At 66.0% G+C, this 25,897-nt stretch carries 28 protein-coding genes; 21 read left to right on the forward strand and 7 right to left on the reverse strand.

The genetic code is table 11. From position 1 onward, the window contains the following. Positions 1-274: 274 nt before the first annotated feature. On the reverse strand, positions 275-1,201 hold the full coding sequence (locus ACXYMR_RS07795) for a flagellar motor protein MotB (protein WP_458942288.1): 927 nt from the start codon (positions 1,199-1,201) through the stop codon (positions 275-277). 88 nt (positions 1,202-1,289) lie between these two features. Between ACXYMR_RS07795 and ACXYMR_RS07800 the strand changes: the two genes are divergently transcribed. Beyond that, a complete protein-coding gene (locus ACXYMR_RS07800) occupies positions 1,290-1,754 on the forward strand; it encodes a flavin reductase family protein (RefSeq protein WP_458942289.1) in 465 nt (154 codons plus the stop codon). On the opposite strand, the gene ACXYMR_RS07805 is transcribed toward ACXYMR_RS07800, so the two are convergent. Further along, positions 1,724-4,060 (reverse strand): penicillin acylase family protein, encoded by a 2,337-nt coding sequence (locus ACXYMR_RS07805; RefSeq protein WP_458942290.1) that lies wholly within the window; start codon positions 4,058-4,060, stop codon positions 1,724-1,726. The genes ACXYMR_RS07800 and ACXYMR_RS07805 overlap by 31 nt on opposite strands. Positions 4,061-4,122: 62 nt before the next feature. Between ACXYMR_RS07805 and ACXYMR_RS07810 the strand changes: the two genes are divergently transcribed. From ACXYMR_RS07810 to ACXYMR_RS07820, 3 genes are read left to right on the forward strand one after another with little or no spacing between them, the layout of a single operon-like run. Then, a complete protein-coding gene (locus ACXYMR_RS07810) occupies positions 4,123-4,989 on the forward strand; it encodes an NAD(P)-dependent oxidoreductase (protein ID WP_458942291.1) in 867 nt (288 codons plus the stop codon). A 21-nt stretch (positions 4,990-5,010) separates the two neighbouring features. Further along, entirely contained in the window at positions 5,011-6,024 is a 1,014-nt protein-coding gene (locus ACXYMR_RS07815) for a TIGR00341 family protein (protein ID WP_458942292.1), read from the forward strand. 7 nt (positions 6,025-6,031) lie between these two features. Next, entirely contained in the window at positions 6,032-6,661 is a 630-nt protein-coding gene (locus ACXYMR_RS07820; RefSeq protein WP_458942293.1) for a trimeric intracellular cation channel family protein, read from the forward strand. Positions 6,662-6,669: 8 nt separating this feature from the next. Here ACXYMR_RS07820 and ACXYMR_RS07825 read toward each other — a convergent pair whose 3' ends face one another. From ACXYMR_RS07825 to hemB, 3 genes are all read right to left on the reverse strand, one after another. Continuing rightward, on the reverse strand, positions 6,670-7,161 hold the full coding sequence (locus tag ACXYMR_RS07825; RefSeq protein ID WP_458942294.1) for an SRPBCC family protein: 492 nt from the start codon (positions 7,159-7,161) through the stop codon (positions 6,670-6,672). A gap of 206 nt (positions 7,162-7,367) precedes the next feature. Continuing rightward, positions 7,368-7,709, reverse strand: a complete 342-nt coding sequence (locus ACXYMR_RS07830; protein WP_458942295.1) for a hypothetical protein — start codon at positions 7,707-7,709, stop codon at positions 7,368-7,370. Between the two features lie 516 nt (positions 7,710-8,225). Then, positions 8,226-9,206, reverse strand: a complete 981-nt coding sequence (gene hemB, locus ACXYMR_RS07835) for a porphobilinogen synthase (RefSeq protein WP_458942296.1) — start codon at positions 9,204-9,206, stop codon at positions 8,226-8,228. A 155-nt stretch (positions 9,207-9,361) separates the two neighbouring features. Here hemB and ACXYMR_RS07840 point away from each other — a divergent pair, with 155 nt between their 5' ends. The 6 genes from ACXYMR_RS07840 (at position 9,362) to ACXYMR_RS07865 (ending at position 14,689) form a co-directional block, all read left to right on the forward strand. Then, on the forward strand, positions 9,362-10,498 hold the full coding sequence (locus ACXYMR_RS07840) for an isobutyryl-CoA dehydrogenase (RefSeq protein WP_458942297.1): 1,137 nt from the start codon (positions 9,362-9,364) through the stop codon (positions 10,496-10,498). A 13-nt stretch (positions 10,499-10,511) separates the two neighbouring features. Then, positions 10,512-11,576, forward strand: coding sequence for an enoyl-CoA hydratase/isomerase family protein (locus ACXYMR_RS07845; protein ID WP_458942298.1), 1,065 nt, complete (start codon positions 10,512-10,514; stop codon positions 11,574-11,576). A gap of 34 nt (positions 11,577-11,610) precedes the next feature. Beyond that, entirely contained in the window at positions 11,611-12,504 is an 894-nt protein-coding gene (gene mmsB / locus ACXYMR_RS07850; RefSeq protein WP_458942299.1) for a 3-hydroxyisobutyrate dehydrogenase, read from the forward strand. Positions 12,505-12,573: 69 nt separating this feature from the next. Beyond that, entirely contained in the window at positions 12,574-13,065 is a 492-nt protein-coding gene (gene ldtR / locus ACXYMR_RS07855; RefSeq protein WP_458942300.1) for a transcriptional regulator LdtR, read from the forward strand. Between the two features lie 113 nt (positions 13,066-13,178). Then, positions 13,179-14,402 (forward strand): 5-aminolevulinate synthase, encoded by a 1,224-nt coding sequence (gene hemA, locus ACXYMR_RS07860; RefSeq protein WP_458942301.1) that lies wholly within the window; start codon positions 13,179-13,181, stop codon positions 14,400-14,402. Positions 14,403-14,440: 38 nt separating this feature from the next. Beyond that, positions 14,441-14,689 carry a DUF6898 family protein gene (locus ACXYMR_RS07865; protein WP_458942302.1) on the forward strand — a complete coding sequence of 83 codons (249 nt, stop codon included), beginning with the start codon at positions 14,441-14,443 and terminating at the stop codon, positions 14,687-14,689. A gap of 10 nt (positions 14,690-14,699) precedes the next feature. Here the strand turns inward: ACXYMR_RS07865 and ACXYMR_RS07870 are convergent, their stop codons facing one another. Further along, entirely contained in the window at positions 14,700-15,119 is a 420-nt protein-coding gene (locus ACXYMR_RS07870; RefSeq protein ID WP_458942303.1) for a Ros/MucR family transcriptional regulator, read from the reverse strand. A 257-nt stretch (positions 15,120-15,376) separates the two neighbouring features. On the opposite strand from ACXYMR_RS07870, the gene glyA reads away from it, so the two are divergent. Genes glyA through ACXYMR_RS07915 form a run of 9 tightly spaced genes read left to right on the forward strand, consistent with a single transcriptional unit; the run spans position 15,377 to position 21,947 of the window. Beyond that, positions 15,377-16,690 (forward strand): serine hydroxymethyltransferase, encoded by a 1,314-nt coding sequence (gene glyA / locus ACXYMR_RS07875; protein ID WP_458942304.1) that lies wholly within the window; start codon positions 15,377-15,379, stop codon positions 16,688-16,690. A 9-nt stretch (positions 16,691-16,699) separates the two neighbouring features. Further along, positions 16,700-17,197, forward strand: a complete 498-nt coding sequence (gene nrdR, locus ACXYMR_RS07880; protein WP_458942305.1) for a transcriptional regulator NrdR — start codon at positions 16,700-16,702, stop codon at positions 17,195-17,197. Continuing rightward, on the forward strand, positions 17,194-17,769 hold the full coding sequence (locus ACXYMR_RS07885) for a RibD family protein (RefSeq protein ID WP_458942306.1): 576 nt from the start codon (positions 17,194-17,196) through the stop codon (positions 17,767-17,769). The genes nrdR and ACXYMR_RS07885 overlap by 4 nt, the downstream gene beginning before the upstream one ends. After that, on the forward strand, positions 17,769-18,407 hold the full coding sequence (locus ACXYMR_RS07890) for a riboflavin synthase (RefSeq protein ID WP_458942307.1): 639 nt from the start codon (positions 17,769-17,771) through the stop codon (positions 18,405-18,407). Before ACXYMR_RS07885 ends, ACXYMR_RS07890 begins: the two co-directional genes overlap by 1 nt. Beyond that, complete coding sequence (ribB, locus tag ACXYMR_RS07895; RefSeq protein ID WP_458942308.1) at positions 18,404-19,525, forward strand: 3,4-dihydroxy-2-butanone-4-phosphate synthase; 1,122 nt, start codon at positions 18,404-18,406, stop codon at positions 19,523-19,525. Before ACXYMR_RS07890 ends, ribB begins: the two co-directional genes overlap by 4 nt. Further along, positions 19,522-19,950, forward strand: coding sequence for a 6,7-dimethyl-8-ribityllumazine synthase (gene ribH / locus ACXYMR_RS07900; RefSeq protein ID WP_458942309.1), 429 nt, complete (start codon positions 19,522-19,524; stop codon positions 19,948-19,950). Before ribB ends, ribH begins: the two co-directional genes overlap by 4 nt. Beyond that, entirely contained in the window at positions 19,950-20,432 is a 483-nt protein-coding gene (gene nusB / locus ACXYMR_RS07905; RefSeq protein ID WP_458942310.1) for a transcription antitermination factor NusB, read from the forward strand. Before ribH ends, nusB begins: the two co-directional genes overlap by 1 nt. Beyond that, the gene (gene thiL / locus ACXYMR_RS07910) at positions 20,432-21,403 is read left to right on the forward strand and encodes a thiamine-phosphate kinase (RefSeq protein WP_458942311.1); all 972 of its coding nucleotides are present in this window, start codon (positions 20,432-20,434) and stop codon (positions 21,401-21,403) included. Before nusB ends, thiL begins: the two co-directional genes overlap by 1 nt. Before the next feature lie 40 nt (positions 21,404-21,443). Continuing rightward, positions 21,444-21,947, forward strand: coding sequence for a hypothetical protein (locus ACXYMR_RS07915; protein WP_458942312.1), 504 nt, complete (start codon positions 21,444-21,446; stop codon positions 21,945-21,947). Between the two features lie 119 nt (positions 21,948-22,066). On the opposite strand, the gene ACXYMR_RS07920 is transcribed toward ACXYMR_RS07915, so the two are convergent. Then, a complete protein-coding gene (locus ACXYMR_RS07920) occupies positions 22,067-22,633 on the reverse strand; it encodes a DUF1697 domain-containing protein (RefSeq protein ID WP_458942313.1) in 567 nt (188 codons plus the stop codon). A gap of 210 nt (positions 22,634-22,843) precedes the next feature. Here ACXYMR_RS07920 and ACXYMR_RS07925 point away from each other — a divergent pair, with 210 nt between their 5' ends. Further along, positions 22,844-24,931 (forward strand): sodium-translocating pyrophosphatase, encoded by a 2,088-nt coding sequence (locus tag ACXYMR_RS07925; protein WP_458942314.1) that lies wholly within the window; start codon positions 22,844-22,846, stop codon positions 24,929-24,931. 132 nt (positions 24,932-25,063) lie between these two features. After that, positions 25,064-25,819 carry a MauE/DoxX family redox-associated membrane protein gene (locus ACXYMR_RS07930; RefSeq protein ID WP_458942315.1) on the forward strand — a complete coding sequence of 252 codons (756 nt, stop codon included), beginning with the start codon at positions 25,064-25,066 and terminating at the stop codon, positions 25,817-25,819. Positions 25,820-25,897 lie beyond the last annotated feature (78 nt).

Below are 25,897 nucleotides of genomic sequence, written 5' to 3' on the forward strand. Positions count from 1 at the left end.
TTAAGATTTTCAACGGGCGAATAATCCGACCGGGTCCTGACCGGGGTTAGGATCGGGCAGGGTCGAAAATGGAGTATCGCGAAATGTCGGAGGAAGAGTTGATGCGGTTTTCAATCCGACTGCGTGCCTGGCGGTCCATGCGTGCGATAAGGCAGCCGGGTTCAGTGACGGAGGCGCGCACCGGGCGCGCGGACCGCCATTGATCTCTTGTCGGCCGGCGGGCCTCAGGCAGGAGATGAATGGGTCGGCGCAGGCAGACCGTGGCCGAGCGTTCCTAGAGCCGGTGGCCGGCCGGCAGGACCGGGGCTTCGCGCAGGAGGACGATGGAAATGCGGCGGTTGCCGGGCATGTACGGGTCGTCGGGGTAGAGGGGTTCCGAGCCGGCCTTGCCGCGCACTTCGTAGATCCGGTCATTGTCGATGCCCGACTGCTGCAGCAAGGCCCGCGCGGCATTGGCCCGGTCGGCCGAGAGTTCCCAATTGGTATAGTCGCCAGCGCTCGCGGCGGACGGGGCGCTGTCCGTGTGGCCGGCAATCGAGAGACGGTTGGGCAGGCGTTCGGCAATCCGGGCCACAGCACGCAGCAAGGTCACGGCCCGGTCGTTGGGACGCACATCACCCGGATTGAACATCGGACGGCCTTCCTGGTCGATGAGCTGGATGCGCAAGCCTTCCGGGGTTTCGTCGATCAGGATGTGGTTGGACAGTTCGGCCAGCTCCGGCATGTCCTGCATGGCCTGGCGCAGCGACATGGCAGCGGAGTGCAACTGGGCGGCGTCGCGGCGGTTCTGGGCCTCGGCCAGGGCGGAGGTGGACACGCTCGGTTCGCCTTCCGCCGCGTCCGGCGAACCGGACGGGGTCTGCTGGCGGTCCTGCTCATTCATCGGAGGCGCGGTCGGTGCGAGACGTTGGCGCTGGGAGCTGTCGCCGGATCCCTGGACGCCGTCATCGCCCGGGGTGGTGCCGGCCAGCGGGGCGCCCGAACCGGAGGTCGACTGGGCGACGCTGGCGGGGGCGAAATAGTCGGCGATGCCGCGTTTCTGTTCCGGCGTGGTGGTGTTGATCAGCCACATCAGGAGGAAGAAGGCCATCATCGCCGTCACGAAGTCAGCATAGGCGACTTTCCAGGCTCCGCCATGGTGTCCGCCGCCGCCGCCCTTGACGACTTTCTTGATGACAATCGGCTGGTCTTTGGCCGCCATGTCGTCCCGCCTTGTTTCCTGTCTCCTCCCTCCTGTAGACCGTTAGCGTTAAGGTCCGGTTTCGAAAATCCGCACAAGAGGCAGTCCATTGACCGACATCCGATCCCTTCGCGACGCCCTGGGGCGCTACCCGACCGGCGTCGCCGTGGTGACCGCGCATGTCGAGGGGCAGGCTGTCGGAATGACGATCAATTCGTTTGCATCTGTGTCGCTGAAGCCACCCCTGGTCCTGTGGTCGGTGGAACTGGGCACGGATCGCTACAAGCTGTTCCGCAACGCCGAAACCTACGCCATCAACGTGCTGGCCGCCGACCAGGCCGCCCTGGCGCACGCCTGCGCCATGGAGGCCGACCTGGCCGCCTGCCGCGCCGAATGGACGGGCGAGGCGGCACCGCTGATCGACGGTGCAGTGGCGCAGTTCACCTGCCGCCAAAGCGCCGTGCACCGCGGCGGCGACCACGACATCATTGTCGGTGAGGTCCTGCGCTTCGCCACGCCACGCGATGTCCCGGCCCTGGTCTTCTACCGTTCCGCATTCGGCGGGCCCGGCTGAAGCCGCAGGACACGGGCGTCCTCGGGCGCGGTGTCGGGCATCCAGCCGGACGGGATCTCGATGTACTCGCCGCGGCCCCACAGCGGGGCCAGGTCATCGTAATGGCGCGACAGCACATTGCCGGACTGGCCGGTGGTGATCATGAAGCGCGAGGCGTCGGGCTGGCCGAGATCATAGAGCGCGCGGTAGGAAGCGCCGTGCACCGCCTCATAGCCCGGCGTGCGGTAGGAGAAGTGGGCCACATTGACGGTCGAGCCGTCGCCCGGCACCGGGGTCTCGATGGTGAACCAGTCGCCCAAGACCGGAAACTGCGAAAACGGTGTGTGTTCGTGCACCGCATAATGCACGTCGCCCCAGCGCCAGGCGCCGATGTCGTCGCCCTGCGCCTCCATGGTGATCTGCATGGCGCGGTCGAGGGCCGGTCCGAACAGGTCGACGCACAGTTCGGTGGCAGGCGTTGTGGTGTCGTCGCACCAGGCTGAAGCTGCGCCCTCCAGCACGTCGGACATGAACAGGCGGCGGTCGGCATACCAGGTGTTGAACAGGGGGCCCAGCTCGTCGGCATAGACGGCCCGCGCAAGCTCGCGCATCCAGGCGGCATAGATCAGCGGCTCGGGGTGCTCCGTGGCCATGTCGCCATCCCAGTTGGCAAGACGGGCCAGGGCGGTCTCGCCCGCCTCGGTGGCGGGGCGGGCGGTGAGCAGGACCGGCAGAAGGCGCTGGGCCATATTGGAGACACTGTCGACCTGCAGCTCGGCCATGGAGTCCAGATTGTGCCGACTGCGCGCCTCGATGCCCTCATAGATGCGCCGGATGCGGGCCACGCCATACCATTCCGCGGTGATGAAATGGGGATACTCGTCGGGCACGATCTTGTTGTTGGCAGTGGCGATGAAGCCCTGCCGGGGGTTGCGGGCATGCGGCAGGGCGTCAAAGGGCAGGGTGGCCGTCCAGTCGCCATTCTCGTCGCGCACCGGGATGCGGCCGGGCGCGTAGAGACCGATATCGCCGTCACGGGAGGCGAACACCATGCTCTGCATCGGCGCCACGAAGTCGCGCAGGGCGCCGACGAAATCATCCCAGCCTTGCGCCCGGATGATGTCGAGGCCGACGCCGGTGGTGCCGTCATCGCTCTCGTCGAGCATCCATTGCAGCGCGACCAGTTCGGCGCCCTCGATGCGGGCATTGAAAAGGTCCTCATCGAGCACCGGGCCGTGCCGGGTCATGCGGCGGGTAAGGGTGACATCCTCGCCAAAGCGCACGGCGATGGTTTCCTCGGTTTCCGACACGATGTCGGCCTCGGTGACCGCGCGCAGATCGCCGACATCGGGGCCGGTATTGGTGAAGCCCCAGGCGATGTTGTCATTGCGGCCGAGGGTGACGAAGGGCGTGCCGGGCAGGGTGGCCCCGACCACCGATCCGTCCGGTGTGGTCAGTCGGGCGAGATACCAGATCGCCGGTGCGCGCAGGCCGAGATGCGGGTCATTGGCGAGGATGGGATGGCCGGACTGGGTGCGTGACCCGCCCAGCACCCAGTTGTTGGAACCATCGCGGCCCGTGTCGTCGGGGCCGATGGAGGGGCTGTCAGAGGTCGAGCCTGTCGGTGCCAGGTCCGTGGGCAGGTTCATGTCGGCGGCCGACAGGGCGCGCGGGGCATCGTCAGGATAGCGGCCGAGGAATTCCGTGGCGCGCTGGTCGCCCAGATGGGCGCGCAACTCGGCGACACGGGTTTCCTCGAAGGCATTGCCGAACAGGTCGAGGGCGATGGCCTTGTATGTGACCACGGTGTCGGAGGGGCGCCACGGCTCCGGGGTGTACATCAGGATCTGGAATTCCGGCGGCGGCACGAAGCCGGGCGCCTCGATCACCGCATTGATGCCGGCGGCATAGGCTCCCAGTGCGGCCTGCACCTCCGGGCGCAGATTGGCATAGGCGGTGTCGGCGGCCGGACCGAGACCGAGGGCGCGGAACTGGCGGTCGCTGGACAGCGCATCGGCGCCAAGGATTTCGGCCAGCCGGCCGCGCAGGGCCCGGCGGGTGATCTCCATCTGCCACAGCCGGTCCTGGGCGTGGGCGACCCCCAGGGCATAGAAGGCGTCGCGGTCGCGCTCGGCGAAAATGTGGGGCACGCCGTGGCTGTCGCGAATGATCAGGGTTTCATCCTGCAGGCCGGGCATGTCCAGCGTGCCGGTTGTCTGGGGCAGCGAGGCATAAAGCCGGTTGCCGATGATCAGGGCGAGGCCCGCTGCCACCACCGCGACAATCGCCAGGCCGCCCAGGCCCAGACGCAAAACCGTTTTGATCATGATGACTTGCTCCCCGTTCGCGGGGAGACTAGCAAGGACCTCAGGCAAAGTGGAGACGGCACATGGCGCGCATTGCATTTCTCGGCCTCGGCGTGATGGGGTTCCCGATGGCCGGCCATGTGCGCTCGGCCGGCCACGCGGTCACTGTGTGGAATCGCACGGCGGCCAAGGGCGAGGCGTGGCGCGAGGCGCATGGCGGCGAGCTGGCTGACACGGTCGAGGCGGCCGTGGCCGAGGCGGATTTCGTGCTGGCCTGCCTGGGCGATGATCCGGATGTGCGCGCGGTCGCCGAGCGCGCCCTGCCGGCGATGCGGGCGGGGGCGGTTTTCATTGACCACACCACGGCCTCGGCCGACCTGGCGCGCGAGCTGGACCTTGATGCGCGCGATCTGGGCATCGGATTTCTCGATGCGCCGGTATCGGGCGGCCAGGCCGGGGCGGAAGCCGGACAGCTGACGGTGATGTGCGGCGGCGAGGCGGACACGTTTGCCCGCGCCGAGCCGGTCATGCAGGCCTATGCCAAGGCGATCAGCCTGATCGGGCCGGCGGGGTCGGGCCAGCTGGCCAAGATGGTCAACCAGATCTGCATTGCCGGCGTGGTCCAGGGGCTGGCCGAGGGGCTGCACTTTGCCAAGCAGGCCGATCTCGACCCGGCCAAGGTGATCGGGGCCATTTCGAAGGGGGCGGCGCAGTCCTGGCAGATGGAGAATCGCTGGCAGACCATGGTCGAAGGTGAGTTTGATTTCGGCTTTGCCGTCGACTGGATGCGCAAGGATCTTCGCATCGCACTTGAAGAAGCGCGGCGCCGCGGTGCGCGCCTGCCGATGACCGCGCAGGTCGACCAGTATTACGGTGATGTGCAGGCCATGGGGGGGACGCGCTGGGACACGTCGAGCCTGATCGCCCGGCTGGAGCGGCCGGATGAATAGGCCCGTCCCGGAGGCCGTGCCATGCGCCTGATCGAGCTGAGCTTCAATGATTCGCCCCTGGTCGAGCGCGTGCTCACTGCGGTGCAGCGCTCCGAACCGCTGGATGTCTTCCTGTCGGAGCCGAACACCCGCGGGCGCCGGGTCCTGCGACTGGTTTTCCCGGACGGCGAGGGGCAGAGCGCGATCGACGCCCTGGCCGGCCTGTTCGAGGGCGAGGCGGACTGGCGCCTCATTGTGCTGCCGGTCGAGGCCAGCCTGCCCAAGCCGGCGGAGAAGGTGATCGAGGCGAGCCAGAAGCGGCGCTTCCTGGCGCTGCGCGAAGAGGTCTATGCCGACGTCGCGGCGGGCGCCAAGCTGCACCGCGACTTCCTGCTGCTGACCGTGCTCTCGACCATCGTGGCGGTGTTCGGCCTGCTGGCCGACAATGTCGCGGTGGTGATCGGGGCCATGGTGATCGCCCCGCTGCTGGGTCCGATCCTCGCCTTTGCCTTCGCCTCGGCGCTGGGTGACCTGGACCTGATGCTGCGCTCGGCGCGCACGGCGCTGGCCGGGCTGCTGCTGGGATTCTCCGTATCGGTGCTGATCGGAATAGGATTCGGGGCCGACATGGGGTCGGGCGAATTGTCGAGCCGGACCGTGGTGGGGCCGGACAGTGCGGCGCTGGCGCTGGCCTCCGGGGCGGCGGCAGCGCTGTCGATTGCCACCGGCCTGTCCTCCACCCTGGTCGGGGTGATGGTGGCGGTGGCGCTATTGCCGCCGGCGGCGGCGACCGGGCTGCTGCTGGGCGCGGGAGAGGGCACGCTGGCGTTCCGTGCCGGCCTGCTGCTGTTCATCAATGTGGTCAGCGTCAACCTGGCGGCCCTGCTGGTGTTCTATACCAAGGGCATCCGGCCGCGCACCTGGCTGGAGCGTCGTTCGGCGAAGCGCTCGGTCTACATCAACCTGGCGGTCTGGGCGGCGCTGATCATCGCCCTGACCAGTCTCGCCGTCTTCCTCAGCTCCCAGCCGGTCGTCAGCCCGGTTTCAACTCCGTGAGGCCGGCATGAGTGTCGCCATGCTCTTCGTCGTCCTGGATTTCGCCGGCATCGGCTTCTTTGCCTATTCCGGCGGCATGCTGGCGGCGCGCAAGCAGCTCGACCCGTTCGGCGCGGTCATTGTCGGCGCGGTCACCGGCATGGGCGGCGGCACGCTGCGCGACCTCCTGCTCGGTCGGCTCCCGGTCTACTGGGTCGACGAGCCGGCCTATCTGGTGATTGCCGTGATCGGGGCGGTGCTGGGCTATTACACCTCGCCCTGGGCGCAATCGATCGCCACGCGGCGCGCCTTCCTGGCCTGGGCCGACGCGGCCGGCCTGTCGGTGTTCTGCGTGCTCGGCGCGGTGGCCGGCCTGGGCGCCGGGGCGCACTGGACGATCGCCATCCTGATGGGGATGATCTCGGCCTCCTTCGGCGGCGTGCTGCGCGACATCATTGTCAATGACGTGCCGCTGATCCTGCGCGAGGAGATCTACGCGCTGGCGGCGATGGCCGGGGCGGCGGCCTATGTCGGCGGCATCGCCCTGGGCTGGCCGACCAGCGCGGTGGCGCTCGGCGCGGCCGGCCTGGCCTTCGTGCTGCGCGGCTGTGCCATGATGTTCAACTGGACGCTGGAGCCTATAAGGCTGAATGACTGAGCAGCGGACTACCCGGTCTGGCCAGCGCTGACGGCGAGGCGCTGGGCATAATCCTCCAACTGCGTCGCGACCATGCCCCAGCCGTCGTGGAAGCCCATATCCTCGTGACGCTGGCGCGCTTCCGGCGAGCGGTGCCGTGCCGTCGCGGTGTAGGTCGTGCCGCCGTCCGGGTGATCTTCGAAGTCGATGATCGCCGTCATGAACGGGTCGGCGGCCGGCTTCCAGCCTTCCGTATAGGTGTCGGTGAAGACGAGGCGGCGGCCCTCGATCACTTCCAGGCAGACGCCGTCATTGCGCATCTCCTGGCCGTCGACGAGGAAGGTCGTGTTGAACCGGCCGCCGGGCCGCAGGTCGATTTCGCACTCGGACACGGTGTGGGGTTTGGGCACGAAGAAGTGCCTGATGTGCGCCGGCGTCGTCCAGCATTCCCAGAGCAGGGCGCGCGGCGCGTCGATCCGGCGCGTGAAGGTCAGGTCGGTCGAGGTGTCGGGTTTCTTCATCGAGTGGGGTCCGTTGCAAGGTTGTTCAGGTCGTCGTCGAAGCGATCCGGTCGGCCCCGCCAGATTGCCCTTTGCTCAACCAATCACGCTTCGCCCAGGCAGGCCAGCTCTGGGTGGCGAGGGCCTCGCACTTGGCCGTATTGCCCACAGAAAAAGCCCCGGACCGAAGTCCGGGGCTTTGCTTGCAGTCCTGATGGGTCGTTCGGTCAGGCCGGCTGGGCGGCCGGGGCGTGCAGGCCCGGGACGAGGCGCTCGAGCGTGGCCATGACAATGACCATGAGCGAGGCGGCTCCCAGCACGGCGCCATAATTGGCGAAGATCGCCGTGAGGTATTCGCCGACCGCCGGGATGGCGCCCAGTGCAGCGGATCCGCCGGCGATCAGGAAGATGGCGGCGAGGATGACGGCGCGGCGGTGATCGCCCCTGATGAAGAAGCCGCTGGCCAGGCCGAGCAGGGCCAGCACCAGGGCCGCCCATTCGAAACTCACAAACGCAAAGGCGATGGCCGCGAGTGCCGCGACGGCCCATACAATCTTGTCGACAGACATGTCTGTCCCTCCCCATGTTGATTACTTGAATTACGCGTACTCAACTCACAACACGTGGCGTGACGCTAGGCGGAGTCGGGGCGGGAAGGCAAGGTAGTTGGGTTTTTGTTGGGGTTTTGGTTCGGCTTTACTACAGGATGGGGTGGAGTCTTTGGTGGGCCGCTGGCGCGGCCGCCCCTCACCCTTGGTCCCTCTCCCCGGTGGGGAGAGGGGGAGCTTCAAGGCGGGGGACATGGGCTGTTCGTCGATGAATTGGCGCGATCGCGCCGCACCGCTCCATTCATCTCTTGCCGGGATTTCGCCCCAGGGGCGTCAAGGGCGCCGGAGGCGCCGCTCCGCGGTTGCACCCTTGACGCGGCTGAACCCCTGAGGCCCGCTGGCTGACAAGAGATCAATGGGTCTCTCCGCGCCGGGGCGCGTTGTTTCCGTGGGCTTGGAGCAATGACCCGGCTTGCGGCGGGGACAGGTCGCGGGGAGGCGGGAAGCCTGCCAATGGTCGTCCGGTCTTGCGCTCCCTCAGCCGTTGAGAATCCGCGCCGCCCGCGGCGCAAAATATGTCAGCACCCCACTCGCCCCGGCGCGCTTGAACGCCGTCAGGCTTTCCATCATCACGCGGTCGCCGTCGATCCAGGCATTGGCGGCGGCGGCCTCGATCATGGCGTATTCGCCGGAGACCTGGAAGGCGAAGATGGGCAGGGGGTAGGTGTCGGCCAGGGTGCGGATGATGTCGAGATAGGGCAGGCCGGGCTTGACCATCAGGAGGTCGGCGCCCTCGGCGATGTCGAGCTCGACCTCGCGCAGCGCCTCGTGCGCGTTGGCCGGGTCCATCTGGTAGGTCTGCTTGTCGCCCTTGAGGGCCGCGGCGGAGCCGATGGCGTCGCGATAGGGGCCGTAGAAGCCGGAGGCATACTTGGCGGCGTAGGACAGGATCAGCGTGTCGGTGTGGCCGCCGGCCTCGAGCACGTCGCGGATGGCGCCGATGCGGCCGTCCATCATGTCGGAGGGCGCGACCACGTCGCAGCCGGCCTCGACCTGGACCAGGGCCTGTTCGATCAGGCGTTCCACGGTGGCGTCATTGTCGATGCGGTCGCCGTCGAGCACGCCGTCATGGCCGTGCGTGGTGAACGGGTCGAGGGCGACGTCGCAGATCACCCCGACATTCGGTGCGGCGTCCTTGATCACCTTGATGGCCTGCGGGGTCAGCCCGTCGGGATTATTGGCCTCGGCGCCGGTCTCGTCCTTGCGGGCCGGGTCGATGTGCGGAAACAGGGCGATCGCCGGGATGCCGAGGCTCTCGGCCTCCTTGGCGGCCTTGGCCAGGGCCTTGAGCGACAGGCGCTCGACGCCGGGCATCGACATGACCGGCTCGGTCGGGTCGGCGGTGTCGGAGACGATGATCGACCAGACCAGCTCGTTGGGCGTGAGATTGTTCTCGCGCACCAGTCGGCGGATCCAGTCGGCTTGGCGGGTGCGACGCAGGCGGGTCGATGGAAACATGGGTCAGCCTTGTCCTTGGCGCGAAGAGTGTCATGTCCGACTTGCCGAGCGCGTATGGTCGCGCTACGGCTCCGGCCAAGCTGTTCCGGTGGAAGACCGGGCCGGTACTTCAGAATCTGTCGTCCACGGACGCAATTAGCAACAGGAGCGCTGCGGTGCACTTCACTCTCACCGAAGACCAGACCCTGATCCGCGACATGGCGCGCAAGTTCGCTGCCGATCGCATGAAGCCGAATGCGGCGCAATGGGACGAGGACAAGCACTTCCCCGTCGAGGTGATGCGCGAGGCGGCCGAGCTCGGCTTTGCCGGCATCTACACGCGCGACGATGTCGGCGGGTCCGGGCTGTCGCGGCTCGACGCGGCGATCATCTTCGAGGAATTGTCGCGCGGCTGCGTCGCCACGGCGGCCTTCCTGTCGATCCACAACATGTGTGCCTGGATGATCGACAAGTGGGGCAGCGACGAGCAGCGCCAGAAATTCCTGCCCGCCATGATGACGATGGACAAGATCGCGTCCTACTGCCTGACCGAGCCGGGCTCCGGGTCGGACGCGGCCAGCCTGCGCACCAAGGCGGTGCGGGACGGCGATCATTACGTGCTCAACGGGTCCAAGGCCTTCATCTCCGGGGCGGGCGTGTCGGATTATTACGTGGTCATGTGTCGCACCGGCGAGGATGGACCGAAGGGCATTTCCACCGTGGTCGTGGAGAAGGATACGCCGGGACTGTCGTTTGGCGCCAACGAGAAGAAGATGGGCTGGAATGCCCAGCCGACGCGGGTGGTCAATTTCGAGGACTGCCGGGTGCCGGTGGCCAATCGCCTGGCCGAGGAAGGCATGGGCTTCACCCTGGCCATGAACGGGCTCAATGGCGGCCGCATCAATATCGGTGCCTGCTCGCTGGGCGGTGCCACCGAGGCCTTCGAGGTGGCCAAGGAATATGTCGGCACGCGCAAGCAGTTCGGTCGCGAGATCGGCCAGTTCCAGGTCAGCCAGTTCAAGCTGGCCGACATGGCCACCGAGCTCGAGGCCTCGCGCCTGATGCTGTACCGGGCCGCCGCCGCGCTCGACGCCAAGGACCCGTCGGCGGCGAAATACTGTGCCATGGCCAAGCGCTTCGCCACGGACACCTGTTTCGACGTGGCCAACCAGGCGCTGCAGCTGCACGGCGGATACGGCTATCTCAAGGACTATCCGGTCGAGCGCATCGTGCGGGACCTGCGGGTGCACCAGATCCTGGAAGGCACCAACGAGATCATGCGCGTGATCATCGCCAAGGACGTGATGAAGTAGGGGAGCCCGACCAATGACAGACGAACCGGAAATCATCGCCCGCAAGATTGGCCAGGTCGGCCGGATCACGCTCAACCGTCCCAAGGCGCTGAACGCGCTGACGCACGGCATGTGCCTGGCCATGATCGAGGCGCTCGAGGCGTGGGAAGGCGATGACGATGTCCGCGCCGTGGTCGTCGACGGGGCCGGCGAGAAGGGCTTCTGTGCCGGCGGCGACATCCTCAAGCTCTACCAGTCCGGCAAGGCCGGCAATGACGAGGCCTGGCTGTTCTGGCGCGACGAATACCGGCTCAACACGCTGATCCACCATTATGCCAAGCCCTATGTGGCGCTGATCGACGGCATCACCATGGGCGGCGGGGTCGGGGTGTCGGTGCACGGTTCGCACCGGGTCGCCGGCGACCGCACGATGTTTGCCATGCCGGAAACCGGGATCGGCTTTCACCCCGATGTCGGCGGCGCCTATTTCCTGCCACGCCTGGCCGGCGAGATCGGCACCTGGATGGGACTGACCGGGGCGCGGCTGAAGGCTGCCGACTGTGTCGCCGCGGGCCTGGCCACGCATTACTGCCCGTCCGGGCAGTATGACGCGCTGGTGAAGGCGCTGGAGACGGCGGACCTGTCCGGCGAGGACGCTCTGGAAGTAATCCTTGAAGAGCATTCCGGCGATCCGGGCGACAGCACGCTGGCAGTGACACGCGGCCTGATCGACGCGGCCTTCGAGGGCGATGTGCTGGAAGACATGATGCAGCGCATCGCGGACGCCGACGATGCCTGGTCGACCAAGCAGCTCGACATCCTACACACCAAGTCGCCGACCTCGCTGAAGCTGACGCTGGCGGCCCTGCGCAAGGGCGCGGACCTGTCTTTCGAGGACGTCATGCGCCAGGATTTGCGCCTGTCGGCCTGGTGCCTCAAGGGCGAGGATTTCTACGAGGGCGTGCGCTCGGTGATCATCGACAAGGACATGAAGCCGGTCTGGTCCGCCAAGGATCTGAGCCAGGTCGACGAGGCGGAGATCGCGGCGGCCTTCGAGCCGCTGGACGCGGACCACGAAATGAGTTTTCTCGACCGCTGAGGTCGCACCGGTTGAGATCAGGGGAGTGATGACGATGGCGAAGATTGCATTCATCGGACTGGGAAACATGGGTTCCGGCATGGCGGCCAACCTGGTCAGGGCGGGGCACGAAGTGCATGCCTTCGACCTGAGCGAGGCGGCCTGCCAGCATGCGGTCGAGGCCGGGGCCAAGGCAGCCGGTTCGACGGCCGACGCCGTGCGCGGTGTCGACGCCGTGGTGACCATGCTGCCGGCCGGCAAGCATGTGCGCGCGGTCTATGAAAACGAGATCTTCCCGAACGCCAAGGCGGGCACGCTGTTTCTTGATTGCTCGACGATCGATGTCGACAGCGCCCGGCATGTGGGTGGCCAGGCGGTCGAAAAGGGGTTCAGCTTCGTCGACGCGCCGGTGTCCGGCGGCGTCGCGGCGGCCCAGGGCGGCACGCTGACCTTCATGGTGGGGGGCTCGGAGGCCGATTTCGAGGCGGCGCGGCCGATCCTCGAGGCGATGGGCAAGGCGGTCATCCACGGCGGGGATCTGGGCGCCGGGCAGGCGGCCAAGATCTGCAACAACATGCTGCTGGCAATCACCATGATCGGCACCTGCGAGGCCTTTGCCCTGGCCGAGAAGCTGGGCCTGGACCAGCAGAAATTCTTCGACATCTCGTCCAAGGCATCCGGCCAGTCCTGGTCGATGACCAGCTATTGCCCGGTCCCGGGTCCGATCCCGACGACGCCGGCCAATAACGGCTACAAGCCGGGCTTTGCCACGGCGATGATGCTGAAGGACCTGAAGCTGGCCCAGGACGCCGCCCAGACCTCCGGCGCAACGACGCCGCTGGGTGCCCAAGCCGAGGCCCTGTATGCCATGTTCGACAATCTGGGGCAGGGCGGGACCGACTTCTCCGGCATCTACAAGTTGCTCGACGGTTCACTCACCTCGAATTAAAGGCTTCTTAGCCGATTGCTCATAAACTCCGCGCCAAAGATCGACCCAGAGTCGCACGGGGAGTACAACATGGTGATGGCAGAAAACATGGCGCCCGACGCAGAGCCGCAAAGCGATTATCTCGAACTGCTGCAGCTTGTGGAGCGTCTCCACCGGCAGCTCCTCGACGTGGTCAAGGACGAGCTGGACCGCGAAGGTCTGGATAACCTCAATTCGGTGCAGGCCCTGCTCCTGTTCAATATCGGTGACCAGGAGCTGACCGCCGGCGAACTGCGCACGCGCGGTCACTATCTGGGCTCGAACGTGTCCTACAATCTCAAGAAGCTGGTCGATGCCGGCTATATCCGCCACGAGCGTTCGGCGGTCGACCGCCGTTCGGTCAAGGTCAGCCTGACCGAGAGCGGCCATGCGGTGTGCCAGCAGCTCAAGGCGCTGTTCGATCGCCAGGCCAAGTCCCTGGCTCCGGTTGGCGGGGTCGAGGAAGGCCAGTTGCCGACGATGAATGTGTCGCTGGCCCGCATCGAGCGTTTCTGGGCGGACCATATCCGCTTCCGCATGTAAGTGACTGCCAAAAGAGGGACGGTGCGGCGCTTCGTCCCTTCGCCCAGCTGCTTGCAACGCGCTATATGTCGTCCTAATACGCGTTGAAACTTGCGGGCGAAGGGCCATTCCCGATGGATTACCACAATGCTTTCGAGGCCGCCGTCCGGCGGGTCAAGGCCGAGGGCCGCTACCGGGTGTTCGCCGATCTGCTGCGCCGCAAGGGTGAATTCCCGGTCGCGCGCTGGCGCTCCCCGCAGGGCGCCGTGCGCGATGTCACGGTATGGTGCTCGAACGATTACCTGGGCATGGGCCAGCTGCCATGCGTCGTGGAATCGATGAAGTCCGCGATCGACAATGTCGGCTCCGGTGCCGGTGGCACCCGCAATATTTCCGGCACCACGCATTATCATGTCGAGCTGGAGCGTTCGCTCGCCGACCTGCACCAGAAGGAAGAGGCTCTGCTCTTCACGTCCGGCTATATCGCCAACGAGGCGACTCTGGCGACGCTGGGCAAGATCCTTCCGGGCGTGATCATCTTCTCCGACGCGCTGAACCATGCCTCGATGATCGAGGGCGTGAAGGGCGCGCGCTGCGAGAAGCGGGTCTGGCGCCACAATGATGTCGAGCACCTGGAAGAATTGCTGGCCGCGGCGCCCGCCGATGCCCCCAAGGTCATCGCCTTCGAGTCGGTGTATTCGATGGACGGCGATATCGGGCCGATCCGCGAAGTCTGTGACCTCGCCGACAAGTATAATGCCCTGACCTATCTGGATGAAGTGCACGCGGTCGGGCTGTACGGCCTGCGCGGTGCGGGAATCACCGAGCGCGACGACCTGATGGACCGGGTCGACATCATCGAGGGCACGCTGGGCAAGGCCTTTGGCGTGATGGGCGGGTATATCGCGGCGGACAGCGTCGTCATCGACGCCATCCGCTCCATGGCCCCGGGCTTCATTTTCACCACCGCCTTGCCGCCAGCCCTCGCGGCTGGCGCCCGTGCCAGCGTGGAATATCTCAAATCCGCCAACCAGCTGCGCGAAAAGCACCAGGAACGGGCGGCGACACTCAAGGCGCGCCTGGCCGAGGAGGGCTTCCCGGTGATGCCGTCGGAAACCCATATCGTCCCGGTCAAGGTCGGCGATCCGGTCCTGTGCAAGCGCCTGTCCGACATGTTGCTCGAGGATCACGGCATCTACGTGCAGCCGATCAATTTCCCGACCGTGCCGCGCGGTACCGAGCGACTGCGCTTCACCCCGACGCCGCTGCACACGGATGCCATGTATGATAGCCTGATCAGCGCACTGCACGATGTCTGGTCGCGGGCCAGCGAACAGCTCGGTGTGGCCCGGGCCTGAGTCCTTGGGCCCCCAGGTGTGCGGGTCAGGGAACGTCCATGGCGGGTCGTGAAATATACATCGAGATCATCAATGTCGGCCCCGCGCTGCGGGTCGCTGCGGTCGATGCCGAAACCGGCATCGAGATGGTCTTCCAGGTGCCTTCAAACACCCCGCGCCGGGACATCGACCAATTGGCCCGGGCCAAGATCGTCTGGAAGCTCAGCCAGCTGGAAGGCCAAAGCGAGGCCCCGGACGAGACAAAGAAACGGCCGGGTCAGGGACCCGGCCGCGGTATACGTGTCTAGGGCGCAAGGCCTAGTCCTTCTTGCCCCGGCCCAGACCGATGTCCTTGGCAAACTGCGAACGCTTGCGCGAATACGCGGGGGCGACCATCGGGTAATCCGAGGGCAGGTTCCATTTCCGGCGGTAGTCGTCCGGCGACATGTCGTATTGTGAGCGCAGGTAGCGCTTGAGCATCTTGAGCTTCTTGCCGTCCTCCAGGCAGACGATGTAGTCGTCGTGCACGGACTTGGACACCGGAACAGCCGGCTTGCTCTTGGGTTCCTGCTTGGTCGTGGTTTCGGACACTTCCCGCATGGTGGTGTGAACCGACTTGATCAGCTCGGGCACATGATCGGCAGGCATAGAATTGTGCGACAGGTATGAGGCCACGACATCCGTGGTCATGCGCAGCAGTTCTTCCTTGTCGATGTCTTGGTTCATGTCGTCTGCCATTTTGGGACCTTCCAACGCTAAGTTGAGATCGACTGCCCTGGGGAGAATGCAGTCTTATGTTCAAACGGTTATTCCGTTGCACCAGTCAAATCAAGCGCCTTTCAAGAATTTAACCGATCAGGTGCAGTGTTGTGGGTTTGTCTTCAAATAGTACCAGATCCATATCGCTCAAGCCGTCCATCCGCCCCTGCGACAGATGGCGGCTTGTGTCCTGGGGGGGCTCACCGTATCAAACGAACAAGTCAGTAAAGGGTTGCATGATGTCGGACGAACAGGCTGGAATTTCCGCAAAGCAGACAGGCTTTTTCTCGCGGTCGATTGTCGAATCGGATCGCGATGTCGCAAAAGCCATCCACGATGAAATCGAGCGCCAGCAAAGCCAGATCGAACTTATCGCGTCGGAAAACATAGTTTCGCGGGCGGTTCTGGAAGCACAGGGTTCGCCGCTGACCAACAAGTACGCGGAAGGGTATCCGGGCCGTCGTTACTATGGTGGCTGCGAGCATGTCGACGTGGTCGAGACCCTGGCCATCGAGCGTGCCAAAGCCCTGTTCGGCGCCGCCTATGCCAATGTGCAACCCAATTCCGGCAGCCAGGCCAACCAGGGTGTGTTCCTGGCCCTGCTCAAGCCGGGTGACAAGATTCTCGGCATGTCGCTCGATGCCGGTGGCCATCTGACGCACGGGGCCCGGCCCAACATGTCCGGCAAATGGTTCGAGGCCCACGCCTACGGTGTCCGCGAAGACGATGCGCGGATCGATTACGATGCCCTGCGCAAGCAGGCCGAAGAGGTGAAACCGGCGCTGATCATCGCGGGCGGTTCGGCCTATCCGCGCGAGATCGATTTCGCCGAGTTCCGCAGCATCGCCGATTCCGTCGGCGCGCTGCTCCTGGTCGACATGGCGCACTTCGCCGGGCTGGTCGCTGGAGGGGTCTATCCCAATCCGCTGCCGCACGCGCATGTGTGCACGACGACGACGCACAAGACGCTGCGCGGTCCGCGCGGCGGCATGATCCTGACCAACGACCCGGATCTCGGCAAGAAGTTCAACTCGGCCATCTTCCCGGGCCTGCAGGGCGGCCCGCTCATGCACGTCATTGCCGGCAAGGCGGTGGCCTTCGGTGAGGCGCTGCAGCCGGAGTTCAAGGATTACGTGCGCCAGGTCGTCGCCAACTGCCAGGCCATGGCCCAGGCCGTGATCGATGGCGGCTATGCCATCGTCTCGGGTGGCACAGACAGCCATCTGGCCCTGGTCGATCTGCGGCCCAAGGGGCTCAAGGGCAATGCCGCCGAGGCCGCTCTGGAGCGCGCCTATATCACCTGCAACAAGAACGGCGTTCCGTTCGACCCGGAGAAGCCGACGGTCACTTCCGGCCTGCGCATCGGCTCGCCGGCGGCGACGACACGGGGTTTCGGTGAGGCCGAGTTCAAGCAGGTCGGCGAGATGATGGTGCGGGTGCTCGACGCCTTGGTCGACAACCCGGACGGCAATGCGGAGGTGGAAGCCGAGGTGCGCGAGCAGGTGAAGGCTCTCACGGCCCGCTTCCCCATCTACCCGGAATTAGCCTAAGCTACTCCGATGCGCTGTCCTTTTTGTGGTCATCCCGACACCCAGGTGAAAGATTCCCGTCCTGCCGAGGACGGGAATGCCATTCGCAGGCGCCGCCAGTGCCCGTCCTGCGCGGCCCGGTTCACGACCTTCGAACGCGTGCAACTGCGCGAGCTCACCGTGCTCAAGAAATCGGGGCGGCGGGTCAGCTTCGATCGTGACAAGCTGAACCGGTCGATCCAGCTGGCCATGCAGAAGCGCAAGATCGAGCCGGAGAAGGTCGACCAGATGATCTCCGGCATCGTGCGGCGGCTCGAGTCGACCGGCGAGACCGATGTCACCTCCGACCGGGTCGGCGAGCTGGTGATGGAAGGCCTGAAGAATCTCGATGCCGTGGCCTATGTCCGCTACGCCTCGGTATACAAGGACTTCCACCGCGTCGAGGACTTCCGTGAATTCATCACGGACGAGCATCTCGCGGCGGCCCGCGCCGGGCGTGACGACGACGAAGAAGACAAACCGGGATGAGCGGCGCGCCCGGGCCGCGCGTCACCCTGAAGCTGGCCACCTCGCTGGACGGGCGGATCGCACTCGCCAATGGCGCCTCGCAATGGATCACGGGGCCTGAGAGCCGGGCCGAAGTGCATCGCCTGAGGGCCGCGCATGACGCCATCCTGACCGGAATCGGCACCGTGCTGGCCGATGATCCGCGATTGACCGCACGGCCGGAAGGCGGCTGCACGCGCCAGCCCGACGTGCTGATCATGGACACGGCCGGCCGGACGCCTGCGGATGCGGCCGTCCATGCCGAGCCCGGACGCGCCGTGCACCGGTTCGCGCACCGTGACCTGGCGCAGGCCATGGCGGGCTATGACCGCATCCTGGTCGAGGCCGGGGCCGGCATTGCCGGGGCGGCGGTCCAGGCGGGGCTGGTCGATCGCATCGAATGGTTCCGCGCGCCGGTGGTCCTCGGCGGCGACGGGCTGGCGGTGATCGCAGCGCTGGGCCTTGAGAGATTGGCGGACGCGCCCATGTTCAGGCGGGTCGGGCTGGTCGAGCGCGGTGCCGACCTGCAGGAAAGCTACGAACGGATCCGCTGATGTTTACCGGTATCGTCACTGCCCTTGGTCGCGTGCGCGACATTTCCGGTGCCGGCGTACGCCGGATCGAGGTGGCCAGTCCCTACAATCCGGACAGCCTGGCCCTGGGCGCCTCCATCGCGCATGCCGGCGCCTGCCTGACGATCGTCGACAAGGGCGTGCTGGATGGCGGCTCCTGGTACGCGGTCGAGGTCTCACCGGAAACCCTGCGCCTGACCACGCTGGGCGATCTCAAGATTGGCGACGAGGTCAATCTGGAGCGCGCGCTGAGCCTGGGCGAAGAGCTTGGCGGGCATCTGGTCACCGGCCATGTCGACGGCATGGGCGACATCGTCGAGCGGCGCCAGGACGGCGAGTGGCTGATCTTCACCGTGCGTCCGCCGAGCGAGCTCAACCGCTACATTGCCCGCAAGGGCTCGATCACTGTCGACGGCGTCTCGCTGACCGTCAATGCGGTGACCCGCGACAGCTTCGAACTGATGATCATTCCGCACACGGCGCAGGTGACCACGTTGGGTGCATTGCAGGCTGGGGCGCGCGTCAACCTTGAGGTTGATCTCATGGCGCGCTACGCCGCCCGTCTGAACGAATTTCCTTCCCGTGCCAGTGCCGGGCCCGACGCGGAGACAGAAGCGTGAGCGATATCCCCCTATCTCCCATCGAGGACATCATCGAGGACGCCCGCAATGGCCGGATGTTCATCCTGGTCGACGCGGAAGACCGCGAGAACGAGGGCGATCTGGTCATTCCGGCCAAGTTCGCTACGCCGGACGCGATCAATTTCATGGCCAAGCACGGGCGCGGCCTGATCTGCCTGGCCATGAGCCGCGAACGCACCGAGCATCTCGGCCTCAAGCTGATGTCGACGGAGAACCGCTCGCGTCACCAGACCGCCTTCACCACGTCGATCGAGGCCGTCGACGGCGTGACAACTGGCATTTCCGCGCATGACCGCGCGCGCACCATCGAGGTCGCCACGGACCCTTCCAAGGGCGCCGAGGACATCGCCACGCCAGGTCACGTCTTTCCGCTGGTGGCGCGCGACGGCGGCGTGCTGGTGCGTGCCGGGCACACCGAAGCGGCGGTCGACCTGTCGCGCCTGGCCGGCGCCGGCAATGCCGGTGTGATCTGCGAGATCATGAATGAAGACGGCACCATGGCGCGCCTGCCTGATCTCATCGCATTTGCACAGCTGCACGGGCTCAAGATCGGCACCATCGCCGACCTGATCGCCTATCGCCGCCGCAATGACCGCTTCATCGAGCGTCGTCTGGAAAGTGATTTCACCTCGCATTTCGGTGGCCCGTTCAAGCTCATGGTGTTCCGCAACACCCTGGATCATGCCGAGCATGTCGCCCTGGTGAAGGGCACACCGTCCGGCGACACGCCCACCCTGGTGCGCATGCACAAGGTCTCTTTCGTCGATGATGTGCTGCATGAGGAGGGCCCGCGCGGCGAGCTCGTCGAGGCCGGCATCCGCAGCCTGCATCAGCATGACGGTCCCGGGGTCATGGTCTTCATCCGGGAGACTTCACACACGGCGATCATCGAGCGGCTCGGGGCCCAGCCGGCCATGCCACAGGACGAGCGCGACGCCAGGCGCTTGCGCGAGTATGGTGTCGGCGCCCAGATCCTGCTCGATCTCGGTGTGCGGGACATGGTCCTGCTGACCACCAAGCCGCAAAGCCCGGTCGGCCTCGAAGGCTACGGGCTGAGCATTGTCGAAGAACGCCATTTCCCGGAGGACCGCTCGTGAGCGCGCCGAAACTTCTGATCATCGCGGGGGCCTTCTACCGCGACATCGCGGACGCCCTGATTGCCGGCGCCGAAGGTGCGGCGAACGCCGCGGGAGCCGCCTTCGACACGGTGGAAGTTCCGGGCGCACTGGAAATTCCCGGTGCCATCGTCCAGGCCGAACTGGCCGAGGCCGGGTATGACGGCTATGTGGCCCTGGGCTGTGTCATCCGTGGCGAAACAACGCATTACGACTATGTCTGTGGCGAGTCCGCGCGGGGACTGATGGATCTGAACCTGGAAGGCCTGGCGGTCGGCAACGGTATTCTCACGGTCGAGAACCGCGCCCAGGCCTTGCAGCGAGCGCGCGACAAGAATAAGGGCGCGGATGCGGCCAATGCGGCCTTGTCACTGATTGCCCTGCGCGATCGCTTCAGGAGACCATGATGTCGGCCAATGCCAAGGAAAACCCGTCCGAAGCCCGGGCCCGCCTGCGACGCGCGGCCCGCCTGTCGGCGGTGCAGGCGCTGTACCAGATGGAGATCGGCGAACGCGGTGCCAGTTCGGTGATCCGTGAATTCCGCGACCACCGCTTCGGCGCAGAGGGCGAGGGCGAGGAATTCGTCGCCGCCGACGAGGATTTCTTCGACGCGCTGGTGGCCGGCGTGGTCGAGCGCCAGGCCAAGGTCGATCCGGCGATCGACGCGCTGCTGGCCGATGGCTGGCGCCTGGAGCGGCTCGACGCAACGGTGCGCGCCATCCTGCGCGCGGGTGGCTATGAGCTTTTCGAGCGGCAGGACGTGCCGGCCCGGGTGGTGATTGACGAGTATGTCGAGGTGGCCAACGCCTTCTTTGATGGCTCCGAGCCGAAATTCATCAATGCCGCGCTCGACCGCTGTGCCCGCGAGGCGCGCCCCGACGAGTTCTGATGATGGCCGGCGACGGGGAATTCGACTTCATCCGTTCGCACCTCAAAGCGCTGACCCGGGGCGATGAGACGGCGCTCGAGCTGTCCGATGATGCCGCCATACTCCAACCGCCTGCCGGTTGTGAATTGGTGCTGGCCAGCGACATGCTGGTCGAGGGTGTGCACTTCCTGGCCACCGACAGTCCGCAGACCGCGGCCGCCCGGGCCCTGCGCAGCAATCTCTCCGACCTCGCCGCCATGGGCGCCGAACCGATGGGCTACCTGGCCAGCCAGGCCTGGCCGGCTGACCGGGATGCCGGCTGGCGGGCCGCGTTTGCCGCGGCGCTGAGCGCCGAACAGGCGCAATTCGGATTGAGCCTGTGGGGCGGCGACACCACGAGCACGCCCGGTCCCCTGACCATCAGCCTGACGCTCATCGGGCGGGTTCCGGCCGGTACCGCACTGAAGCGCTCCGGAGCCAGGGCCGGCGATGATGTCTGGGTTTCCGGCGTGATCGGGGACGGCTTGCTCGGACTTCACCAGGCCCGGGCCGGGCGTGACAGCGGCGCTTCGGCGCTGCAGCGCTATCAACGACCGGACCCGCGTCTGGCGCTCGGCGCGATGCTGCGGAGCGTCGCAACGGCCTGCATCGATGTGTCTGACGGACTTGTCGCCGATGCCGGGCATGTCGCAGCCGCAAGCGAGCTGGCGCTGGTCATAGACGCCGCAGCGGTTCCCCTGTCGGACGAGGCGCGGGCCTGGCTGGCCGGGGAGGGTGAGACCGCTCTGGCAACCCTGCTGACAGCGGGCGACGATTACGAACTCCTGTTCACCGCTCCGGGCGCTCGGCGCAGTGACGTCGCCGACATGTCCGAGCGCCTCGGTGTGCCGCTCAGCCGTATCGGCCAGGCCGGGGCCGGCGAGGGCGTCACGCTGCGCGGGGCTGGCGGGGCACCGATCCAGGTCGGGACGGCCGGATTTACGCATTTTTGACAGCGAGCTGTCAGGGTGCCTCCAGATGGAGTGACCCGACATGCGTATATTTCTCGCGATCCTGATGAGCCTTGGTCTGAGCACGGCGGCGCTGGCCGGCGGCGGGGGCGGAGGCGGTGAAGGCGATGAACGCAGCTCCAGCGGCTCGGGCAATCGCTTTCTCACCCTGTTCAACCTGTCCGGTGACAATGCCGAGGATGAAGAAGAGACCTATGACGACGACGATCCGAGGGCCTTTTCCATGCCCGCCGTCGTGGTGCCGCTGTCGCGCGATGGCCGCCTGACCGGGTTTGCCTATGTGCAGATGCGGGTGCGTGTCGCCGACGGCCAGAACATCTGGAACATCCAGGACAATGCGCATTACGCCCTCGACCGGCTGATCCGCGCCGCCTATCGCACGCCGCTGGCCAACGAGGCCGGCGACCAGCTGGACCGCGCGCGGGCGGTCGAAGTGTTCGGCGAAGAGCTGCGCGGCTATTACGGCGCCAATGCCATCGACACGATCGATATCCGCCACGCCGACACACGGCTGCTGAACGGCTGAGACTTCCGGGCGGCGCTCATTTCTTCCCGGTAGTACGGCTCGGGCACCCGGCGCGCCGCAGTTCAGAAAGACAGCGTCGCGACGGGGCCGGCAAATGGCCCTCGACATGGCTCCCGTGCCTATTCGGCGCCTGTGCCTTCGATCTCTTCCGCCAGTCCGGCGAGACGCGTCAGCGTGCGCCAGTTTCGCGCGGTAACAGCCGTGCCGCACAGGCTAGGCAGGGCCGCGGCCAGTTTTGACCGGCCATATCCCTGCGGCGTGTGCAGCCAGATGGCGTGTTCGGTCCTCGTCACGGCTTCATCCGTTTGGCGCAGGCGGTCGACGCCGGCACTGTCGAGCTCAAGGGCGCCGTCGGTCGACAGGAAGGCATGCAGGCTGCTGGGCTGTTGCGTCGCGTCGGGGAAGGGGTTGGCAGCCAGCACGGCGCGCAAGTCCCGGGCGCTCAGGACGACTAGGGCGGTGTCGATGCCGGTGTCGAGCCGGACCGCCTCGCGTATGGTCGCGACAAGCGATGCCGGGTCGCCGCTCCGGCCGCGAAACACCGCATTGCCGCTCTGGACAAGGGTTCTCGCAGGCGCATGGCCGAGGCGGTCCAGCACGGCGCGCAGGTCGGCCATCGCCAGCCGGTTGTGGCCGCCGACATTGAGGCCGCGCCAGAGCCCGATCCAGATCGTTTGATTCGACATTTTTCCTCCCGACCCGGGTCAGCCCGCCCATGCTTCGGCCCTGCCAGCACATGAATTTTCAGCCATGTTGCACCTCCCCGGCACTCAAGGCATAGTCGATGCAACAATACAAAAAGCAGGGGGGCAAATGCTGGTCGGCGCGGTCCTCGCGTGCATGTCCCTTCCATTCCTTCCCAGACCAATGTTGTTGATCAAACGGGGCTGGATTCCATGAACATGCTTTTATTGGCCATTGCGGCGGCCGTCCTCGCCATCGTCTACGGTGTCGTACAGACACAGAGACTGATGAGCGCGAGTGCCGGCACTGAAAAGATGCAGGAAATCGCATCGGCCATTCAGGAGGGCGCGAACGCGTACCTCAAGCGGCAATACACCACCATCGCCATTGTCGGCGTCGTCGTCTGTATCCTTATTGTCTTCCTCCTGGGCTGGCAGGTCGCGCTCGGCTTCGCCATCGGGGCGGTCCTGTCGGGCGCTGCCGGCTTCATCGGCATGCTGGTCTCGGTGCGCGCCAATGTGCGCACCACGCAGGCGGCCAGCGTCAGCCTGGCGGGTGGTCTGTCGATCGCCTTCCGCTCCGGGGCCATCACCGGCATGCTCGTGGCGGGGCTCGCCCTGCTCGGCGTGGCCGGTTATTTCTGGATCCTGACCGATGCCATGGGCTTCGCCCCGGGATCGCGCACGGTCGTCGACGCCCTGGTGGCGCTCGGTTTCGGTGCCTCGCTGATCTCCATCTTCGCCCGCCTCGGCGGCGGCATCTTCACCAAGGGTGCCGATGTCGGTGGCGACATGGTCGGCAAGATCGAAGCCGGCATTCCGGAAGACGATCCGCGCAATGCCGCCACCATCGCCGACAATGTCGGTGATAATGTCGGCGACTGTGCCGGCATGGCGGCCGACCTGTTCGAGACCTATGCGGTGACCGTCGTGGCCACCATGGTGCTGGCCTCGATCTTCTTCGTCGGCGATCTCGGTCCGGTAATGATGATCTACCCGCTGATGATCGCGGCGGCCTGCATCGTCACCTCGATCCTGGGCACCTTCTTTGTCCGCATGGGCAAGTCGAATGACGTGATGGGGGCGCTCTACAAGGGCCTCATCGTCTCCGGCGTGCTGTCGGTCGGGGCCCTTTGGATCGTCACCAGCTACGCCCTGCCGGGCGGCATGGGCGCCATCGCGGAAGTCGACGGTCGCATGATCACGGGGCAGGGGCTGTTCTTCTCCGGCCTGATCGGCCTGGCGGTGACGGCGGCCATCATCTGGGTCACCGAATTCTATACCGGCACGGGCTTCCGTCCGGTCCGCTCGGTCGCCGCGGCGTCGGAATCCGGGCATGGCACCAATGTCATCCAGGGCCTCGCCGTGTCGCTGGAGTCAACCGCCCTGCCGGCCCTGATCATCATTGTCGGCATCATCTCGACCTACATGCTGGGCGGGCTGTTCGGCATCGCCATCGCGGTGACCACCATGCTGGCCCTGGCCGGCGTGATCGTCGCCCTCGATGCCTTCGGACCGGTCACCGACAATGCCGGCGGCATTGCCGAGATGGCCGGGCTGGACGAGAGCGTGCGCAACACCACCGACACGCTGGACGCGGTGGGCAACACGACCAAGGCCGTGACCAAGGGCTATGCCATCGGTTCCGCGGGTCTCGGCGCCCTGGTGCTGTTCGCCGCCTATACGACGGACGTGGAGCACCTGCTGGGTATCCAGCCGGACTTCTCGCTGGAGAACCCCTACGTGATTGTCGGCCTGCTGTTCGGCGGCCTGCTGCCGTATCTGTTCGGCGGCATGTCGATGATGGCGGTCGGTCGCGCGGCGACCGCGGTGGTGGCCGAGGTGCGCCGCCAGTTCCGCGAGATGCCGGGCATCATGACCTACGAGACCAAGCCGGATTACGGCCGGGCCGTGGACATCCTGACCAAGTCGGCGATCCGCGAGATGATCGTGCCGTCGCTGTTGCCGGTGCTGTCGCCGATCGTGCTCTACTTCGCCATCTTCTACCTGGCGGGACAGGAGCAGGCCCTGGCCGCGGTCGGTGCGATGCTGCTCGGCGTCATCGTCAACGGCCTGTTCGTGGCGGTCTCGATGACCGTCGGCGGCGGCGCCTGGGACAATGCCAAGAAGTATATCGAGGACGGCCATCACGGCGGCAAGGGCTCGGAAGCCCACAAGGCCGCGGTGACCGGTGACACGGTCGGTGATCCCTACAAGGACACGGCCGGACCGGCGGTCAATCCGATGATCAAGATCACCAATATCGTGGCGCTTCTGCTGCTGGCGGTGCTGGCCGGCTAGGCCTGACCTCATCCGCGTGGAGAAAGCCCCGGTCGCATGGCCGGGGCTTTTTTCATGGGCGGGGGAGGGAACGCCTGGCCGGGCCGACCCGTTGCCCTGACGGACCGACGCTGCACAGCCCGAGGCCCCGCAATGGATTCTGCCAGCCCCCGTACCGCCCGTCTCTATCGCATGGTCAGGGACAAGCACCTGTGTCCCTGGGGCCTGAAAGCCAAGGCCCTGCTGGAACGCGAAGGCTATGAGGTCGAGGACCATCACCTGACATCGCGTGAGGAGACCGAGGCCTTCAAGGACGAGCACGGGGTGAGAACCACCCCGCAAGTCTTCCTCGGCCCACGCCGTATCGGCGGTTACGAGGACCTGCGCGCCTATCTGGGCGATCCGGTGCCCGATCCGGATGCCACGACCTACACGCCCGTCATCGCCATTTTTGCCATGACCGCGCTGATGGCGCTGGGCCTGGTCTGGCGCATGGCTCCACCCGATGGCGCGATCATTCGCTGGCTGGAGACCTTCGTGGCCCTGTCGATGTGCGTCCTGGCCATTCTCAAGCTGCGGGATCTCGAAGGCTTTTCGACCATGTTCCTGGGCTATGACCTGCTGGCCCGGCGCTGGGTCCGGTACGGGCATGTCTACCCGTTCGCCGAGGCCTTCGCCGGGGTTGCCATGCTGGGCGGCGTTCTGACCTGGCTGGCCGCGCCGGTGGCCGTCTTCATTGGCCTTGTCGGCGCCGCCTCGGTGATCAAGGCCGTGTATGTCGACAAGCGCGAGTTGAAATGTGCCTGCGTCGGCGGAGACACGAATGTGCCCCTGGGCTTCGTCTCGCTGACGGAGAACCTGATGATGCTGGGCATGGGCGTGTGGATGGGCGCACGGGCGGTGTTCTAAACCGTCAAGCTCCGATTCATTGGCGCGTCGAATTTGCGTTTCGCATGGCCGGGCGTTCAATTTTCAGCTATACAACTT

This window comes from Maricaulis sp. CAU 1757 (genome assembly GCF_054482675.1).

What these genes read in the sequence shown, in the direction of transcription:
- ldtR (WP_458942300.1), top strand. Translation starts at nt 12,574, where the DNA reads ATGGTGATGGCAGAAAACATGGCGCCCGACGCAGAGCCGCAAAGCGAT.
- ACXYMR_RS07795 (WP_458942288.1), bottom strand. Translation starts at nt 1,201, where the DNA reads ATGGCGGCCAAAGACCAGCCGATTGTCATCAAGAAAGTCGTCAAGGGC.
- nusB (WP_458942310.1), top strand. Translation starts at nt 19,950, where the DNA reads ATGTCGGCCAATGCCAAGGAAAACCCGTCCGAAGCCCGGGCCCGCCTG.
- ACXYMR_RS07915 (WP_458942312.1), top strand. Translation starts at nt 21,444, where the DNA reads ATGCGTATATTTCTCGCGATCCTGATGAGCCTTGGTCTGAGCACGGCG.
- ACXYMR_RS07815 (WP_458942292.1), top strand. Translation starts at nt 5,011, where the DNA reads ATGCGCCTGATCGAGCTGAGCTTCAATGATTCGCCCCTGGTCGAGCGC.
- nrdR (WP_458942305.1), top strand. Translation starts at nt 16,700, where the DNA reads ATGCGCTGTCCTTTTTGTGGTCATCCCGACACCCAGGTGAAAGATTCC.
- ACXYMR_RS07890 (WP_458942307.1), top strand. Translation starts at nt 17,769, where the DNA reads ATGTTTACCGGTATCGTCACTGCCCTTGGTCGCGTGCGCGACATTTCC.
- ACXYMR_RS07865 (WP_458942302.1), top strand. Translation starts at nt 14,441, where the DNA reads ATGGCGGGTCGTGAAATATACATCGAGATCATCAATGTCGGCCCCGCG.
- glyA (WP_458942304.1), top strand. Translation starts at nt 15,377, where the DNA reads ATGATGTCGGACGAACAGGCTGGAATTTCCGCAAAGCAGACAGGCTTT.
- hemB (WP_458942296.1), bottom strand. Translation starts at nt 9,206, where the DNA reads ATGTTTCCATCGACCCGCCTGCGTCGCACCCGCCAAGCCGACTGGATC.
- ACXYMR_RS07885 (WP_458942306.1), top strand. Translation starts at nt 17,194, where the DNA reads ATGAGCGGCGCGCCCGGGCCGCGCGTCACCCTGAAGCTGGCCACCTCG.
- ACXYMR_RS07805 (WP_458942290.1), bottom strand. Translation starts at nt 4,060, where the DNA reads ATGATCAAAACGGTTTTGCGTCTGGGCCTGGGCGGCCTGGCGATTGTC.
- ACXYMR_RS07930 (WP_458942315.1), top strand. Translation starts at nt 25,064, where the DNA reads ATGGATTCTGCCAGCCCCCGTACCGCCCGTCTCTATCGCATGGTCAGG.
- ACXYMR_RS07820 (WP_458942293.1), top strand. Translation starts at nt 6,032, where the DNA reads ATGAGTGTCGCCATGCTCTTCGTCGTCCTGGATTTCGCCGGCATCGGC.
- ACXYMR_RS07870 (WP_458942303.1), bottom strand. Translation starts at nt 15,119, where the DNA reads ATGGCAGACGACATGAACCAAGACATCGACAAGGAAGAACTGCTGCGC.
- ACXYMR_RS07845 (WP_458942298.1), top strand. Translation starts at nt 10,512, where the DNA reads ATGACAGACGAACCGGAAATCATCGCCCGCAAGATTGGCCAGGTCGGC.
- thiL (WP_458942311.1), top strand. Translation starts at nt 20,432, where the DNA reads ATGATGGCCGGCGACGGGGAATTCGACTTCATCCGTTCGCACCTCAAA.
- mmsB (WP_458942299.1), top strand. Translation starts at nt 11,611, where the DNA reads ATGGCGAAGATTGCATTCATCGGACTGGGAAACATGGGTTCCGGCATG.
- ACXYMR_RS07830 (WP_458942295.1), bottom strand. Translation starts at nt 7,709, where the DNA reads ATGTCTGTCGACAAGATTGTATGGGCCGTCGCGGCACTCGCGGCCATC.
- ACXYMR_RS07920 (WP_458942313.1), bottom strand. Translation starts at nt 22,633, where the DNA reads ATGTCGAATCAAACGATCTGGATCGGGCTCTGGCGCGGCCTCAATGTC.
- hemA (WP_458942301.1), top strand. Translation starts at nt 13,179, where the DNA reads ATGGATTACCACAATGCTTTCGAGGCCGCCGTCCGGCGGGTCAAGGCC.
- ACXYMR_RS07925 (WP_458942314.1), top strand. Translation starts at nt 22,844, where the DNA reads ATGAACATGCTTTTATTGGCCATTGCGGCGGCCGTCCTCGCCATCGTC.
- ACXYMR_RS07825 (WP_458942294.1), bottom strand. Translation starts at nt 7,161, where the DNA reads ATGAAGAAACCCGACACCTCGACCGACCTGACCTTCACGCGCCGGATC.
- ACXYMR_RS07810 (WP_458942291.1), top strand. Translation starts at nt 4,123, where the DNA reads ATGGCGCGCATTGCATTTCTCGGCCTCGGCGTGATGGGGTTCCCGATG.